Origin of the sequence: Photorhabdus hindustanensis (genome assembly GCF_002968995.1) — a bacterium.
In the GTDB taxonomy this organism is placed as follows: Bacteria; Pseudomonadota; Gammaproteobacteria; order Enterobacterales; family Enterobacteriaceae; genus Photorhabdus; species Photorhabdus akhurstii.
On the sequence record NZ_PUWT01000012.1, the window covers coordinates 1 to 15,747 of the forward strand.

At 37.2% G+C, this 15,747-nt stretch carries 11 protein-coding genes and 2 pseudogenes; 4 read left to right on the top strand and 9 right to left on the bottom strand.

The window, feature by feature from the left end:
• A partial coding sequence (locus C6H66_RS04980; RefSeq protein ID WP_146111022.1) for a helix-turn-helix domain-containing protein occupies positions 1 to 149 on the bottom strand: 149 nt, incomplete at its 3' end.
• A 25-nt stretch (positions 150 to 174) separates the two neighbouring features.
• On the opposite strand from C6H66_RS04980, the gene C6H66_RS25800 reads away from it, so the two are divergent.
• Positions 175 to 351, top strand: coding sequence for a hypothetical protein (locus tag C6H66_RS25800; protein WP_181150147.1), 177 nt, complete (start codon positions 175 to 177; stop codon positions 349 to 351).
• A gap of 849 nt (positions 352 to 1,200) precedes the next feature.
• On the opposite strand, the gene C6H66_RS04985 is transcribed toward C6H66_RS25800, so the two are convergent.
• Positions 1,201 to 1,995 (bottom strand): BPSS1780 family membrane protein, encoded by a 795-nt coding sequence (locus tag C6H66_RS04985; RefSeq protein ID WP_105394962.1) that lies wholly within the window; start codon positions 1,993 to 1,995, stop codon positions 1,201 to 1,203.
• A 1,580-nt stretch (positions 1,996 to 3,575) separates the two neighbouring features.
• Positions 3,576 to 4,373 carry a BPSS1780 family membrane protein gene (locus tag C6H66_RS04990; RefSeq protein WP_248000609.1) on the bottom strand — a complete coding sequence of 266 codons (798 nt, stop codon included), beginning with the start codon at positions 4,371 to 4,373 and terminating at the stop codon, positions 3,576 to 3,578.
• 372 nt (positions 4,374 to 4,745) lie between these two features.
• On the opposite strand from C6H66_RS04990, the gene C6H66_RS04995 reads away from it, so the two are divergent.
• Positions 4,746 to 5,225, top strand: a complete 480-nt coding sequence (locus C6H66_RS04995; protein ID WP_105394964.1) for an Hcp family type VI secretion system effector — start codon at positions 4,746 to 4,748, stop codon at positions 5,223 to 5,225.
• Between the two features lie 1,486 nt (positions 5,226 to 6,711).
• On the opposite strand, the gene C6H66_RS05005 is transcribed toward C6H66_RS04995, so the two are convergent.
• Positions 6,712 to 7,557, bottom strand: coding sequence for a DUF4225 domain-containing protein (locus C6H66_RS05005; RefSeq protein WP_105394966.1), 846 nt, complete (start codon positions 7,555 to 7,557; stop codon positions 6,712 to 6,714).
• Between the two features lie 256 nt (positions 7,558 to 7,813).
• On the opposite strand from C6H66_RS05005, the pseudogene C6H66_RS05010 reads away from it, so the two are divergent.
• Together C6H66_RS05010 and C6H66_RS25805 are read left to right on the top strand one after the other, a co-directional pair.
• Positions 7,814 to 8,413: pseudogene (locus C6H66_RS05010) on the top strand (Rpn family recombination-promoting nuclease/putative transposase); the annotation flags it as partial.
• Between the two features lie 117 nt (positions 8,414 to 8,530).
• Positions 8,531 to 8,851, top strand: a pseudogene (locus C6H66_RS25805) (ISNCY family transposase); the annotation flags it as partial.
• A gap of 252 nt (positions 8,852 to 9,103) precedes the next feature.
• On the opposite strand, the gene C6H66_RS05020 reads toward C6H66_RS25805, so the two are convergent.
• From C6H66_RS05020 to ycaO, 5 genes are all read right to left on the bottom strand, one after another.
• On the bottom strand, positions 9,104 to 9,376 hold the full coding sequence (locus tag C6H66_RS05020) for a hypothetical protein (protein WP_046396727.1): 273 nt from the start codon (positions 9,374 to 9,376) through the stop codon (positions 9,104 to 9,106).
• Between the two features lie 140 nt (positions 9,377 to 9,516).
• Complete coding sequence (gene pflA / locus C6H66_RS05025; protein WP_046396726.1) at positions 9,517 to 10,257, bottom strand: pyruvate formate lyase 1-activating protein; 741 nt, start codon at positions 10,255 to 10,257, stop codon at positions 9,517 to 9,519.
• A gap of 73 nt (positions 10,258 to 10,330) precedes the next feature.
• Positions 10,331 to 12,613 carry a formate C-acetyltransferase gene (gene pflB / locus C6H66_RS05030; protein WP_105394967.1) on the bottom strand — a complete coding sequence of 761 codons (2,283 nt, stop codon included), beginning with the start codon at positions 12,611 to 12,613 and terminating at the stop codon, positions 10,331 to 10,333.
• Positions 12,614 to 12,668: 55 nt separating this feature from the next.
• Entirely contained in the window at positions 12,669 to 13,526 is an 858-nt protein-coding gene (focA, locus tag C6H66_RS05035; protein WP_105394968.1) for a formate transporter FocA, read from the bottom strand.
• 320 nt (positions 13,527 to 13,846) lie between these two features.
• A complete protein-coding gene (gene ycaO, locus C6H66_RS05040) occupies positions 13,847 to 15,610 on the bottom strand; it encodes a 30S ribosomal protein S12 methylthiotransferase accessory factor YcaO (protein WP_105394969.1) in 1,764 nt (587 codons plus the stop codon).
• Positions 15,611 to 15,747 lie beyond the last annotated feature (137 nt).

Genomic DNA, 15,747 nt, shown 5'->3' on the forward strand with positions numbered 1-15,747 from the left:
GTTTGAACTTCTTGATTTCTCTTCAATTCTCTGCTGATGGTCGACGGACTTCGCTTAAGTGACTCAGCAATGAAAAGCTGTGAAAAACCCGCTGTTTTTAAACTGGAAATCTGATATCTTTCTGTCTCGGTCAGTTGTGTATAGGCCATAGCGCATTCTCCTGTGGCGGGAAAGATGCCTACTATAGCAACTGACCGCCTTTCTGAAAAATTGCGCTTATTAGTCGAATCCGCCATTAATATTTATATTTTAATGCCGATTTTCCATCATAGATTATTTAACTGGTTTATAAAAAAATTTGCTCTTGTGGTTGAAAACATCATTAAATTCGGTTGTTTTGGGAATGATTAACCTATTTACATCCTGATGATCCTTCTTCATGGGATATAAGCATTAATAAATTCAATTTTTGTTTTTCATTTTTCACCGATAGCTTTATTATAGACTGATTTTAAACCTGTTATTAGAAACCATTGTTTTAACTCCTGATTTTAATCGGTATAAGGTTTTAACGGTTGTTTTTACCACGCTTGATACCTGCCTTGTATTAAGTTTAATGTTGAGTATTTAAGATATGGCGGTTTTGCATAATAAATATTACATAATAATGCTGTGAGTAACAGGATTCGTGTATTTAATTAAATCAGCTTTTTATATAAGAGTTTTAACCCCTTTATGTTTGTGCTTTTAAATGATCATGGTAGGTTAGTTAAATGTAAAAATCGCTGATAAATGCATTAAGGTTATGGTTTTTAAAAAATTCTTATAACCGTGCAAAATATTTTGTTTAAACAAGTTTTCTTAATGTAGTTACCTGACGTTTTACCACTTTGTTAACCAGTTTAAATCCCGTTTTCCTGATGCTTTCTCTTTTGATATCAATATAGTATCGGATTTTTTATCCATTTTAAAAAATCCTTAATCACTGTTTTTTACCTTTCATGGTTAACGCTTTTACCTGTTTTTTGTGAAAAGAGTGCTAAAAAGCATTTGCTTTATGTTCTGGGGTGAAAGTGTAAATAAATCAGGTTTAATCGGGAAAATGGCAGGAGTTTTCTCATCATAAAAAAACAAACTTTGTTTGAAATAGTAGGGTTTCTCAATGATTTCAAGGTTAAATAGCGCTTTTTTGTCTTCGTTATGATTTGCTGAAAATAAAGTGATTACTTTCAGCAAATAGTAGATGTGTTTTTTAGATAATTAAAATGTGGATGATTCATTCGTATTGATAAAAATGCTGAGGTAGGAGGAATAATAGCTAACAATAAATACCGGTATAGAGATTAGAAAACCTAAACCCAAAGTCATTACCGAGATTATGAAAATGACTGTCAAGGTGATGAAGAATAACAAACCGGGCAGTAGGTTTTTTTCCACAGCTTCCAGGCTCATTGACACGGCAGCACCAAATTTCAAATTATGAATAACGATTAATGCTGGTGCAAACCAGGTTAAAGCAGTACCAAAAATGTTAAAAATAATCAGAACAAAAGCACCAAGGTATAATGAAGAGAGATCATTTTCGAATATATCAACAGGAATTTCACCATCTTGGCTATCTAACAATATCTGATCCATTGTACTGCCGCTGATAATAAGCATTGTGATAATGCCAAGGAACATAATGCCAAACGATAAAGCACCAACGCCAAGCAGTGATGCAAAGTTTTTCTGAAATCCGCTGAATAACAATCCTAGTTTGAATTGTCCAGTCGTTCTTTGTTTTTCACACATGGTAATAATACCGCCAAGAAATACTGAACTAAAAATTCCATAAAGTATCCCAAGGAAAGGAATAAATTGGATAGCTATTGTAATGATGCAATAAATAATACCGAGTAGTATCCACATACTTAACTTATTTCTGACGAGCCACCATGATTGACCAATCCATTTTATGCCTTCGCCGCTATTGAGGTACTGACCGCCAGGAATAAATACCTCCTGATTGTTGGATATAGTGTTGGAATTAAAATCTAGATTCTTATTATCCATGTATTTTCCAATTTAATTATCGATTTGTAATTTATTAAATTGCTTTTTCTGTCTGTACTTTGAAAGTCACGGTCGGACGTAAAAAGCTGGTAAGTATATTATATTAATTTTATTAACCAACAAGTACTAAATAGGAGTAATTAGCCAATAAAGTGGTAGATTTATAAGCAGTAATTCTCTATTTGTTTATTTTTTAACTTGAACTAATGGTTTTACCATTACTTAAATAACTAAGCCACCTTTGTAATATATTGTATCTTCTTTCATAGAGCTTAATTAATATTTCAATGCCGATTTTTCATCATCGATTATTTAATTGGTTATGAAAAAATTTACTCTTGTAGTTGAAAACGCTATTAAAATCATCCCCTTTGGGAAAACAGATTGTTTGATTAACCTATTCATATCATTATCTTATTGGTTATATAAGTATTAATAAAAAAGTTGTTGTTTTCACTGATAAACTTTACCAAAAGAAGGTTTTATACTGTTATTAAAAACTATTGTTTTAACTTTAGGTTTTAATTGGCATAAGGTTTTAACCATTTTTTACCACTTTTAACATCTGCTTTTCATTAAGTTTAATCATTATGAAATATCGTATTTTACGTTTAATCAACATTAATCATACTTTTTTTATCTTTACTGGCTCTGTTTTACCTTTATCTTATCTTGATAAATCAACCAGTAAATAGCACGATGATATAAAGATATACCTTTATGTTTTCTCGAATAATCCTTTTCTTTTTCAGGGCTTAAATCCCGACACATTAACCGTTTTATCCATTTTTTATTAGGTTATTTTTATGGTTTGCTGCATAAAATAATGGCGAGAAAACACCTTAATATCAATCTATTTGGGTAATATTCCTTTACATGCTGATTTCTTTTCAGTTCTCTATTAATGGTTAATAGATTTCGATTAAGTGTAATTAATTGCTTTTATAAAAAATTGCACTATAGTTAAATATTCCTGCCACATAAAAACCTTAATCTCTCTGTGTTCGTGCTTTTAAATGGTTATGGCAGTTTAAATAAATGTAAAATGATCGGGAGGATAAAATCGTCGATAAATGCATTAAACACGACGGGGAATAAGCTGTTTTTAGCGCCTGTACTTTTTTAAAATCTGGCATTAATGGTATTAAAATCAATGCTTATTTCTTTAATGGCTTTTAATCTTTTTAAATTTTTTTATGTTTTGATGTTAGTCTAGTTAATCTAAGGATTTTTCGGCTTCTTTTAATGATTTATCTGATTTTTTGAAAACGTATTACGGCTATGTAAAATCTTTTGTTTCGGCAAGTTTACTTAATGCGGTGATTTGTCATTTTCCCACGTTGTTAATCAATTTAGACTTCATTTTTCTTGACGTTTTTTCTTCCAATATCAGTATAACTTCGGATTTTTTTACTCGTTTTAAATAATCCTTAAATGGTTTATGCTTTGCGGTAAAAATTCAACCTATAATGGCAATCAAACGGGGTTAAGAGGGAAAAATGGCAGGAGTTTTCCCATCATAAAAAAACAAACCTCGTTTTAAATAGCGAGGCTTGCCAACCTAAATATCTTTTAGCCGATTAAAATGTTGATGATTTCTCCTTACCGATAAAAATGCTGCGATAAGAGGAATAATAACTAACTAAAAGTATTGGTATAGAGATGAGAAAACCTAAACCAAAAGTCATTATCGAGATTATGAAGATGATCGCGGAGGTGATAAAGAATAATAAACCGGGTAATAGATTCTTTCTCACTGCGGCTAAACTCATTGATATGGCAGCATCAAATTTCAGATTGTGGATGACAATTAGTGCTGGCGCAAACCAAGTCAATGCGGCATTCACAATTAAGAAAACCATCAGAATAAAGAGACTAAGAAGTAATGAGGATAGGCCATTTTTAAGCACTTCGGCTGAGATTTCACCATGTTGAACGGCTAGTAGGATATGAAGCACGGCACTACCACCGCCCATAAACAGTGCGATAACACCGAGGAGTATGATACCAAACGTTAAAGCGCCAACGCCGAGCAGTGACGCAAAGTTTTTCTGGAATCCGTTGAATAACAGCCCCAGTTCGAATTCTCCGGTAGTTCTCTGTTTTTCGCACACAGCAATTATACCGCCAATAAATACTGGGTTCAAAAGCCCGGCAAATATTCCAATAAAAGGAATAAGTACGAAACCAGCTATACATATAGAATAGATAATATAGAGTAGTATCCACATGCCCCATTTATCCTTGGTGAGTTGCCATGCTTGACCAATCCACTTCACACCTTCTGTGCTACTGAGGGACTGACCATCAGGAATAAATATTTCCTGACTGTCGTCAGGTATAACGTTGGAGTTTGAGTTTAGATTTTGGTTGTCCATATAATTTTCCAATTAAGTTTGTTGATTCATAATATTTTAAATCGCTTTTTTGGCGGCATCTCGGAAGATGCAGTCAGATTGAGAGATTAGGTAAACATATTATATTAATTCCATTATTCAACAAGTATTAAATATAAGTGACGACCAGAAAATATAAATAATTTCCTACAAATTGTTGCTAATTGTTTTTAATTGTATCAAATTGATAATAATTGTAATAAAGTGTTTCAATGTTAACTGATGGCTGAATTTAATTAACTTCTAACCCATATGATCGGAATAATTTTAATTCCATTGGGTGTTTTTTTCTGTAGAATGGAAATCCCTACTAATAGTTAGTAGTTGGCATTTTAACGCTAAGAAGGAATACATATGTCAGACTTAATCTATTTAACCTTAAAGGGCCGTAAGCAGGGATTGATATCGGCAGGTTGTTCATCGATAGATTCAATAGGAAATAAAGGCCAATTAGATCATACAGACCAGATATTCATATATAATCTTAATCATTCTTTAACTTGGGATCAGCATGCCAAGCACCATCCCATAACATTTAAAAAACCTATTGATAAATCGTCACCGCTTTTGGGAATAGCGATGTCAGAAAATGAAGTATTGGACGGTATCTTTGATATTTACAGAGCGAGTCAATTCGGGATTCAGGAGTTATATTACACTATAAAGGTAATTGAGGCGACGATAGTTGATTTAGCTGTTTATCACCCCCATTCGATAACACATGCTGGCGCACAGCCGCAGGAAACGATATCTTTACGTTATAAGAGTATCACATGGACTCATCATATAGCAGGGACAAGTGCTTATAGTATTTGGGATGATCGCGTTTATTAATTTATTTGCCGGTAAAATAGTGTTATTTTACCGGCAAAATTACCATTTGTTTTTCCTATAGTGCCTGCTGTGTGCGATCATAAATATAATAGTACATAACCAAGATAGTGTAAAAGAAGTATAAATCATAAAGTCATTATTTGATATTGACACACCCAGAAATGGAATTTGATTGGTATAGAAAACATGTATATGGAAAAGATTGGATGCTATCATAAGCAATACGGATGAAAAATTAATGTAAACATCATAGGGAGTTAAAAGTTTCTTAAAAGCACAATATAGTGGATAGAGTGCAAGTAATGAAAAAATAACATATAAATAGCCTACCATTCTATATCTTCCTTCAATATGATTTAAATAGTATCTGCATCACCATAAGCTTAAAGATTATATTTAACTTTCAACAATTACAACTTCTTTCTACTTCTATCATGTGCAATCATACATGTAATACTACACAATATAGCCAGTATAATAGAACTATAAAACACAAAGTCATCATCTAAAGTAGATACATAAAAAAAACAGAATATAGTCGAAATGAAAGGCATATAAATGAAACGCAATAAATGCTATCAAAAGCAGTGCTGCTGAAAAGTTAACATAGACATCATAAGACATTAACAGCTTTTTAAAAGTAAAATATAGAGGATAAAGTTTGATAACAACTCGTATCACTATTATATAAGGAACGAAGCTTAAATAACCTAAAGCTAAAGAGTAACAATGTAAAAAGTCATTGTCAGTGATATCCACATTAAAAAAAAGGTATTGAATCGAAATTAAAAACATAAAGATGAAATGCTGAAAAGACCAATGGTAATATTATTGCGTAAAAATGGGGATAAAAATTAGATGACATCAATAGTCTTTTTATGCAGAAATAAACAGGGAATAGAAGAATTAAGGATAATGAAACATAAACCAAATTCATCAATAACTCCTCGCCTGACCATAAATAACGTTTCGTAATTATGCTACACATAGCCTTCTTCAACCCATTGTTATACATAGAATTATGAGTGGTATAAGATGTAGCACTATTTTGAAATCTTATTTATATAGTGTTTAAATCACCATTATCAAATAAAGCATAAAAATGAATTATTATTTACATCCTTAATATATCTGATGAATAAATCATTAATTTAGGGTGAGTTTATTCTATTTGCAAAATTACCATTTGTTTTTCCTATAATGTTTGCCGCATGCGATCATAAATGTAATGGTACACAAGAAAGATAGTATAAAAGAAGTGTATAGCATAAAATCATTATCTGATGTGGATACACTAAGAAATGGAATTTGACCAGTATAGGCAACATTTAGATGAAAAATATTAGACGCCATCATAAGTAATATAGCTAAAAGGTTAATGTAAACATCATAGGGAATTAAAAATTTCTTAAAAGCACAATATAATGGATAGAGTGCAAGTAAAGAAAAAATAATATATAAATAGTCTATCATTCTATATCTTCCTTCAATATGATCTATATTGCCCAAAAATGGTATTTGCGTCACCGAAAATCTCTAAAGCTATCTCTTTGTAATTCATCGTTTCTATACCTCGTCGTTTTAAGCCAATAAGCAGATCAGCATTTATATACCGATATAATCTTTGATTGTCTGGTTCAAGCTTATAACCAAAAAAACCATTAATAGACATACCAACATCAACCGATGTATATACCACATCAGCATCGCGTTTATCCATTCCAAAAGCTTTTTCTCCAACCCCTTCATAGATGAATTTAACTGGCCCAGTATAGCTTTCGCGATAAAGGATATAATAACCACTTTCAACAATATTATTGAAGCCATGAGCCATCAATGGTGCTCCAAGTGCTGCTCCAACACCGCTATCAATAGCAAGAAATCCACCAATGAGTTGTATACTGCCAGATACAAATCCAACCCATGAGACAATCAAATTAACTGTCTCATTATTCCTACTTTTAGCATTTTCACTGTTTATCTTTTTCTTTACAACAATGGCTTGCCTTACATTCTTTTGAGAAAGCATTGAATCTTGCTCTTCTAATGATCGGATTTCTTCGTCTAATAAAGCTATTGCTTCAGAGATTGAGATCTCCCCGGTATTTATCTTTGATGTGTTTTCTTGGCAATAAGCCATGACTTCACCGATAAAATGGTCTTTGGCCAGACTCCATTTTACATATTTATCGGCAACTCGGTTCATAAGCATCATCAACTCATTTTGTTTATCCATTTGAATTTTTAGGAGTTTTCTTTCTTCATTGGTACTGTTATCCAAGTATCCTCTAGCCGAAGGATTTCTTTCGTAAAATTCATCTAAAGCATCCATAATGAGTAACCTGTTTCTTTGAAATTTAGTTTAACATAGCGTTATGTACTAAAAGTATACAGTTGAAATTATAAGTCAAGGTTTATTTTTACTTGTAAGGATACTTTTTTAGCGTGTTTTAGGACATAGGATTATTAGAAAAATTCATTATAAATTTTCTTCAATGCAGATACTAATCTCTTTATTTATTTTCCGGATGTATTTTTCTTATTTAAGAAAAGTGTGATGTAATTATTTGTCTATAAATTAATGTTTTGATTGTTTTACGCTCCCTGAACAGGCTGCCCGCTTATACCGTCAGGCGTTTCCGTTGGTGGACGTCAGTGCGCTCAGCGATGAAGAGATCCTGACGCATAAAGGGGTTGCCCTGATGGAGCTGGTGCAAAAACACATCCGCTGCCGGGACATGCTGGAATGGGTCCCCCAATTGGTGGAACTCCTGAATGGAGGGTATAATACAACTGAGCAGCGCAATGTGGTATTACGCTATATTTTACTGAATGGACATACGCTGGATCTCTCCCAATTTGTCTATCAACTGATTGAACAATCTCCGGAGCATGAAACGATGTTGATGACTATTGCAGAACAGCTTGAACAAAAAGGGCGCGAGCAGGGTCGAACAGAAGGTCGAACAGAAGGCCGAGCTGAAGGTAGAAAGGAAGGTCGAGCTGAGGGCCGAGTTGAGGGCAGAGCTGAAGGTCGAGTTGAAGGTCGAGTTGAAGGCCGAGTTGAAGGTAGGGAGGAAGGTAAACTGGAAACGGCTTGTGCCTTATTACGGCATGGCGTGAGTTTGGACATTATTGTCACCAGTACCGGGCTGAGCCGGGATAAAATTGAAGCGTTAAAGCATTAAACTAATCTTCTCTTTCGCAGCAAAATGCCGATATTCAAGATCGGCATTTTTGTTCTTATTCAGGATGATGGCTATACAGAGGACTTTTACGTTTGCTCGGTGAAGCTGAAACAGGCCAGACTGGAACAACAATCTCCGGAGCATGAAACGATGTTGATGACTATTGCAGAACAGCTTGAACAAAAAGGGCGCGAGCAAGGCCGAATGGAAGGTCGAATGGAAGGTCGAACAGAAGGTAGAAAGGAAGGTCGAGCTGAGGGCCGAGTTGAGGGCAGAGCTGAAGGTCGAGTTGAAGGCCGAGTTGAAGGTAGGGAGGAAGGTAGGGAGGAAGGTAAACTGGAAACGGCTTGTGCCTTATTACGGCATGGCGTGAGTTTGGACATTATTGTCACCAGTACCGGGCTGAGCCGGGATAAAATTGAAGCGTTAAAGCATTAAATTAATCTTTTCTTTCACAGCAAAATGCCGATATTCAAGATCGGCATTTTTGTTCTTATTCAGGATGATGGCTATATAAGGGACCTTTACGTTTGTCCAGCGAAGCTGAAACCGGACTCGTTCTGTTTCGTCAAAACCTCAATTTGTTGTAAGGTATCAAAATTTACAAACTCTGATATCGGGGAATTTGTCACATAATGCAATGATTAAAAACCATTGATATTATGAAGGTGTTATTGCAACTTTAAAATGTCACTTCTGGAATGAAAGAGCGGGGTGATTAGCTTTATCTTCTGAGGCGACCTTTTGCTGTTTTAATGAGTCGGATGATGAGCTATTAATAATTTCAATTTGGTGATGAGTGAATGATTTGACTTCATTCTGAAATTTCATTCTTAAAATATTATCTTTAATAAATTTTGCTGAAGATAATGCTGACTCATTTACCAACCTAGCTGCAAGACCACTCATTGTTGAATAATATTCACTGCTTCTATTACGATCTTTGCTTAATTTGAAGTCCATTTTTAATAAACCCTTTCATCCCAAATACCATATCCACTTGTGCATGCGGTTTGATCTTGGCAAGCTAGGGTTCGATATTTAAGACGGTTTTTCCTTCTGTTTTTAAACGTCATTTTATAGATGGAAATTAAATAATTTAGTTAATACACAACCTTATGACCATAACTTTTTAAAATATTTTTAACTCTCTCCATTGTCTCTTTTGCAGGTGGTTTCACTCCTTCTAATTGATATTTCTCGCCCATAGTAATCCATTTATGTTTACCGAGTTCGTGATAAGGCAGAAGCTCGATTTTTTCAATATTTTTCATATCCTTGGTAAATTCACCTAGCTTATGAACTGATTCATTATCATCAGACCAACCTGGAACCACAACGTAGCGGATCCAGGTTTTCTGGTTACGTTTAGCTAGATAACGGGCAAACTCCAAGGTGCGATGATTTGAAACACCAACTAATTTCTGATGGATCTCATCATTAAGTTGCTTCAAATCGAGCATCACGAGATCGGTTGCATCCATCAATTCATCAATAACCGGACCATAGCGGCGGACAAATCCATTAGTATCAAGACAAGTATGAATACCTTCGGCACGACAGGCTTGGAACCAGTCACGTACAAATTCAGCTTGAAGAATGGCTTCTCCACCCGATGCAGTAACCCCTCCACCGGAAGCGTTCATAAAGTGACGATAGGTTGTCGCTTCTTTTATCAACTCTTCAACAGTCACGTCTTTGCCGCCGTGGGTATCCCATGTGTCGCGGTTATGGCAATAGAGGCAGCGCATCAGGCAGCCCTGAAAGAAAACAATAAACCGAATACCGGGGCCATCAACAGTGCCACAGGATTCGAAAGAGTGGATACGACCAAGTACCGACATAACAGGTTTGCTCCAAAACTGGCAGGAAAAACGAATAGAGGCCCCAGAATTCAGGGCCTTTGTTAACAAATTATTACATAGATTGGGTGAAGGTACGGGTGATCACATCCTGTTGTTGCTCTTTAGTCAATGAGTTGAAGCGCACGGCATAACCCGATACCCGGATGGTGAGTTGAGGATATTTTTCAGGATCTTCCATCGCATCGAGCAGCATGTCACGGTTCATCACATTGACGTTCAGATGTTGACCACCTTCAATTTCAGCTTCATGGTGGAAATAACCATCCAGTAAACCTGCTAAATTAGTTTTGCGTGTTTCATCATCTTTTCCTAACGCGTTCGGTACGATAGAGAAAGTGTAAGAGATACCGTCTTTCGCATAGGCGAAGGGCAGTTTGGCCACAGAGGTTAAAGAGGCGACGGCGCCTTTTTGATCGCGACCATGCATTGGATTGGCACCGGGCCCAAATGGCGCGCCGGCACGACGCCCGTCAGGGGTGTTGCCGGTTTTCTTGCCATAGACCACGTTAGAAGTGATGGTCAGAACGGATTGTGTCGGTACCGCGTTGCGATAAGTATTCAGTTTCTGGATTTTTTTCATGAAACGTTCAACCAGATCACAAGCAATATCATCGACGCGTGAATCGTTGTTGCCAAATTGTGGATATTCACCTTCAATCTTGAAGTCAACGGCTAAACCATTTTCATCGCGGATTGGTGTCACTTTGGCATATTTGATGGCAGACAACGAGTCAGAGGCGACAGACAGACCGGCAATGCCACAGGCCATAGTACGGTAAACATCACGGTCGTGCAGCGCCATCAGTGCAGATTCATAGCTATATTTATCATGCATATAGTGAATGATGTTTAATGCGGTAACATACTGTTTTGCCAGCCAATCCATAAAGTGGTCCATGCGGGCCATCACTTTATCGTAATCCAGCACCGCATCTTTCATAGGTTCTTCTTTCGGGCCAACCTGCATTTTCAGTTTTTCATCCACACCGCCGTTAATAGCGTACAGCATAGTTTTTGCCAGATTCGCGCGGGCGCCGAAGAACTGCATCTGTTTACCCACAATCATCGGGCTGACACAACAAGCGATAGCGTAATCATCGTTGTTGAAGTCGGGGCGCATCAGATCATCGTTTTCATATTGTAAAGATGAGGTATCGATAGACACTTTTGCCGCGAATTTTTTGAAATTTATCGGCAGTTTTTCGGACCACAGGATGGTCATGTTAGGTTCTGGTGATGGGCCCATCGTGTATAGGGTATTCAGGAAACGGAAGCTGTTTTTAGTCACCAGTGTGCGGCCATCCAATCCCATACCTGCCAGCGATTCTGTTGCCCAGATTGGGTCGCCGGAGAATAGTTCGTCATATTCAGGGGTACGCAGGAAACGCACCATACGTAGTTTCATCACCAGATGGTCGATCAATTCCTGTGCTTCAATTTCTGTCAACTTACCTGCTTGCAGATCCCGTTCAATGTAAATATCCAGGAAACTGGATACGCGACCAAAAGACATCGCGGCGCCATTTTGAGATTTAACCGCCGCCAGGTAAGCGAAATAGGTCCACTGTATCGCTTCCTTAGCGTCAGTGGCGGGGCCAGAAATATCATAGCCATATTTAGCCGCCATCTCTTTAATCTGGCCCAGAGCACGGTGCTGTTCAGCGATCTCTTCACGCAATTGAATAGCCATTGCCAGATCTTCACCGTTTTCCAGTTTTTCCTGCAATGAATTGAACTGAGCTAATTTATCTTCACGCAAGAAATCGATGCCGTATACTGCAACGCGACGGTAATCCCCAATAATGCGACCGCGGCCATAGGCATCAGGTAGACCGGTCAGAACCCCGGATTTTCGGCATTTCAGAATATCTGGCGTGTAAACGTCGAAAACACCCTGATTATGCGTTTTGCGGTATTCGGTGAAAATCTGTTTCAATTTAGGATCGAGTTCACGACCATAAACTTTACATGAGCCTTCCACCATTTTGATGCCGCCAAATGGGATCAACGCACGTTTTAATGGGGCTTCCGTTTGCAGGCCAACAATAGTTTCCAGATCTTTTTCGATGTAACCTGCATCGTGGGAGGTAATAGTAGCAGCAACATCAGTATCAAAATCAACCGGTGCGTGAGTGCGGTTTTCGATTTTGATACCTTCCATGACTTTTTCCCATAAGGTATCGGTCGCCTTTGTCGAACCTGCTAGGAAAGATTCATCACCCTCGTATGGAATATAGTTTTTTTGGATGAAGTCACGAACGTTGACTTCATTCTGCCAATTTCCCTGATTAAAACCTTGCCATGCGACAGAGAATTTTTTATTTAATTCAATCATGATACTTCTACCTTTATAATAATCGAACTTTTGAGAAACTAAATAAGGGAGCGAATTAATGTTTTTGCCCATTACGCAAATAAATTGACCAGTAAGTTAAACCCATCAAAACGGCGCCGCCGATAATGTTACCAATAGTGACCGGAATTAAATTGTCAGTAATAAAGTGTGAAATGGTGAGTTGAGAAAATTGTTCAGGTGTCGCACCCACATTAATCCAGAATTCAGTTGGTGCGAAATGCTTAATAATAATACCAAGCGGGATTAAAAACATATTCGCAATACTGTGCTCAAAGCCGCTGGCAACAAACATGCTTACTGGCAAAATCATGGCAAATATTTTGTCAATTAAACTACGTCCGGCATAACTCATCCAAACAGCGAGACAAACCATTAAATTGGCAAGAATACCTAAAAATAGCGCTTCAATAAAAGAATGATGCATTTTATGATTTGCTGTTTGCAAGGCATTCAAGCCCCATAATCCGTCGGCAATACGATATTGACCGGCAAACCAGATAATGGCGACAAAAAATAACGCGCCAATTAAATTACCGAGATAAACGTCAACCCAGTTTTTAATCATTTGATGCCAGGTTATACGCCCGGTCGCTTTGGAAATAATCGTTAGCACAGTGGAAGTAAATAAGTCTGCGCCACACACGACAACTAACATTAATCCAAGAGAGAAACAGATACCGCCAACTAATTTAGCTAATCCATAAGGGACAGATGTGGTTCCTGTAGTCGCGGTAATATAAAAGACAAATGCAATGGAAATAAAAACCCCGGCAGTTATTGCTGACAGATAAGTAATGGCGACAGGTTTAGTCGTTTTATAAACACCAATGTCATTGGCGATTTGTGTCATTACCGCAGGTGGTAATAGGTTAAAGGGGTTGTCAGCTTTCATACCAACATTCTCTTTATCATTAATAAGTTACGGTACGTAACGATAGTAACAAAGGCTTGAAGAAGGAAAATTGATATAGATCATAATCCCCTGACAGTAGACTCGGTTTTGGGGAATGAAAATGGTTGAAATTCCAATTAATTGATTGATTTTGATGAAATAAAAAAATTTTAAAAATTATGATATTTTTTTTATTTAACCTATTGGTAAGGCGTTTGATAAGTAAAATTACAGGCTAAATAGTTGTTTATTTGTTGTTGAAAATAAATTTAATTTAACCTGAATTTTACTTTTAATTATGAATTATCTTTTCTACAATTTTATTTTTCGTTCCAGAAATTGCGTTTTGCTTTTTGCAGCTTCTCATAAGCGGCTAATAAAGCCTGATGAGCGGGCAGTGATTTTAAATCTGAATCGACTGGCCACAGGCCATAAAAACATTGTTCACCAGAAATAGCTGCTGATGCTGCTTCAACAGCATCTTGCCCGTACATTTTTACGAATGCTTGATAATATTGTGCAGGCGCTTTATCCGCTTCCAGAGCAAGTAAAAGCAGTGTTTGCAAACAGCGATAATAATTAGCGCGTTCGGTGGTAAAGACTGAGGCATTAAAATCTTGGGTCCATTCTACCCAAATTAAAGCCTGTTCTAAATCACCGCCAGCCAGTGCTAACATGGATTTCAATTCACCAATACGTAAATTGCTCCAGCCATTATTTTTACCCACCGCAATACCAAGCAATTCACGGATACGGGTAAAATCATCTAAACCTTCTTCATCTAATTGCTCAATTAGTGCCAGATATTCTTTGGCTTGCCATTGGCTATCCGGTAATGCTAATAAAGTTTCTCGCAGATGGATTCCCATCGTGTTATTAGCAAGATGTAAATCTTCCACAGGATAAATATCAGACATCCCCGGAACCAGAATACGGCAGGCATAAACACCGAGGTGCTCATAGTCAGCGATATAAACTTCGGCATCCAATTGTTTGAAGATTGCCATCAAAGTGGCGAACTCTTCTTCGGTCGTGCCGCTGAAATTCCAGTCAGTGAACGCATAATCAGCATCTTGTTTAAACAAATCCCAACTGATTAAACCGCTTGAATCAATAAAGTGAGTCTCCAGATTGGTATGTTCTGCCACTTCTTCATTATCGAAAGTGGGTGCATTAAACACATCCAGATCTTTCAAACTGCGGCCCTGTAATAATTCGGTAACAGTACGTTCCAGTGCCACACCAAATTCAGGATGCGCGCCAAAAGAGGCGAAACAGGTTCCGTTATTAGGATTAAACAGCACTACACAAATAACCGGGAATTGCCCACCGAGGGAGGCGTCATAACAATAGAGTGGGAAACCTTCATCCTGTAATTTGTTAACCGCGGCAACAACACCAGGATAACGATTCATCACTTCCTGGGGAATTTCTGGCAGGCTGATGCCTTCGGCGATAATACGATTCTTCACATAACGTTCAAAAACTTCAGATAGTCCCTGAACTCTGGCTTCATTCATAGTATTACCGGCTGACATACCATTGGAAACATAAAGATTGCCAATAATATTCATCGGAATATAGACGGTATGATGATCAGATTGACGAGTAAACGGTAGTGAGCAGATACCACGCTCTTCATTATCTGATTGCAAATCAACTAACTGACTTGCGCATAAGTCATTCTCAGGATCATAAAATTTACGTAACCGGTCATCCAGAATGCCTTCTGGTAAGGAATCATCGTCCGGTAAAGCAAACCATTTTTCATTGGGATAATGGACAAAATCACCGCTAGCGATAGCTTCTCCTAAATAGAAGTCAGCAAAAAAATAGTTGGTTGACAGGCGTTCAAAATACTCCCCTAAAGCAGAAGCTAAAGCGGCTTTCTTGCTGGCACCTTTGCCATTGGTAAAACAGAGAGGACAATCGCGGTCGCGGATATGAACTGACCAGACATTGGGAACCGGATTCAGCCATGAAGCTTCTTCGATATTAAAACCAAGGTGTTGCAGTTTTTGCTGAAAACAGTTGATTGAGTCTTCCAGTGCGGCGTCTTTGCCGGGAATAAAGGTTTGCGTCATGGTATTCACTTATGAGTGCTCGTTATGGGGCGCTCATCATACGAGTTTTTTTTCAGTAGCTAAAGTCTGGTATGTATCACAGATTTATTGTTATCATCATCCATAATCTAACAGGATATTTTTTATTAAGGAAGAAG

What these genes read in the sequence shown, in the direction of transcription:
- pflA (WP_046396726.1), bottom strand. Translation starts at nt 10,257, where the DNA reads ATGTCGGTACTTGGTCGTATCCACTCTTTCGAATCCTGTGGCACTGTT.
- C6H66_RS04985 (WP_105394962.1), bottom strand. Translation starts at nt 1,995, where the DNA reads ATGGATAATAAGAATCTAGATTTTAATTCCAACACTATATCCAACAAT.
- C6H66_RS25800 (WP_181150147.1), top strand. Translation starts at nt 175, where the DNA reads ATGCCTACTATAGCAACTGACCGCCTTTCTGAAAAATTGCGCTTATTA.
- focA (WP_105394968.1), bottom strand. Translation starts at nt 13,526, where the DNA reads ATGAAAGCTGACAACCCCTTTAACCTATTACCACCTGCGGTAATGACA.
- C6H66_RS05005 (WP_105394966.1), bottom strand. Translation starts at nt 7,557, where the DNA reads ATGGATGCTTTAGATGAATTTTACGAAAGAAATCCTTCGGCTAGAGGA.
- C6H66_RS05020 (WP_046396727.1), bottom strand. Translation starts at nt 9,376, where the DNA reads ATGGACTTCAAATTAAGCAAAGATCGTAATAGAAGCAGTGAATATTAT.
- pflB (WP_105394967.1), bottom strand. Translation starts at nt 12,613, where the DNA reads ATGATTGAATTAAATAAAAAATTCTCTGTCGCATGGCAAGGTTTTAAT.
- ycaO (WP_105394969.1), bottom strand. Translation starts at nt 15,610, where the DNA reads ATGACGCAAACCTTTATTCCCGGCAAAGACGCCGCACTGGAAGACTCA.
- C6H66_RS04990 (WP_248000609.1), bottom strand. Translation starts at nt 4,373, where the DNA reads ATGGACAACCAAAATCTAAACTCAAACTCCAACGTTATACCTGACGAC.
- C6H66_RS04995 (WP_105394964.1), top strand. Translation starts at nt 4,746, where the DNA reads ATGTCAGACTTAATCTATTTAACCTTAAAGGGCCGTAAGCAGGGATTG.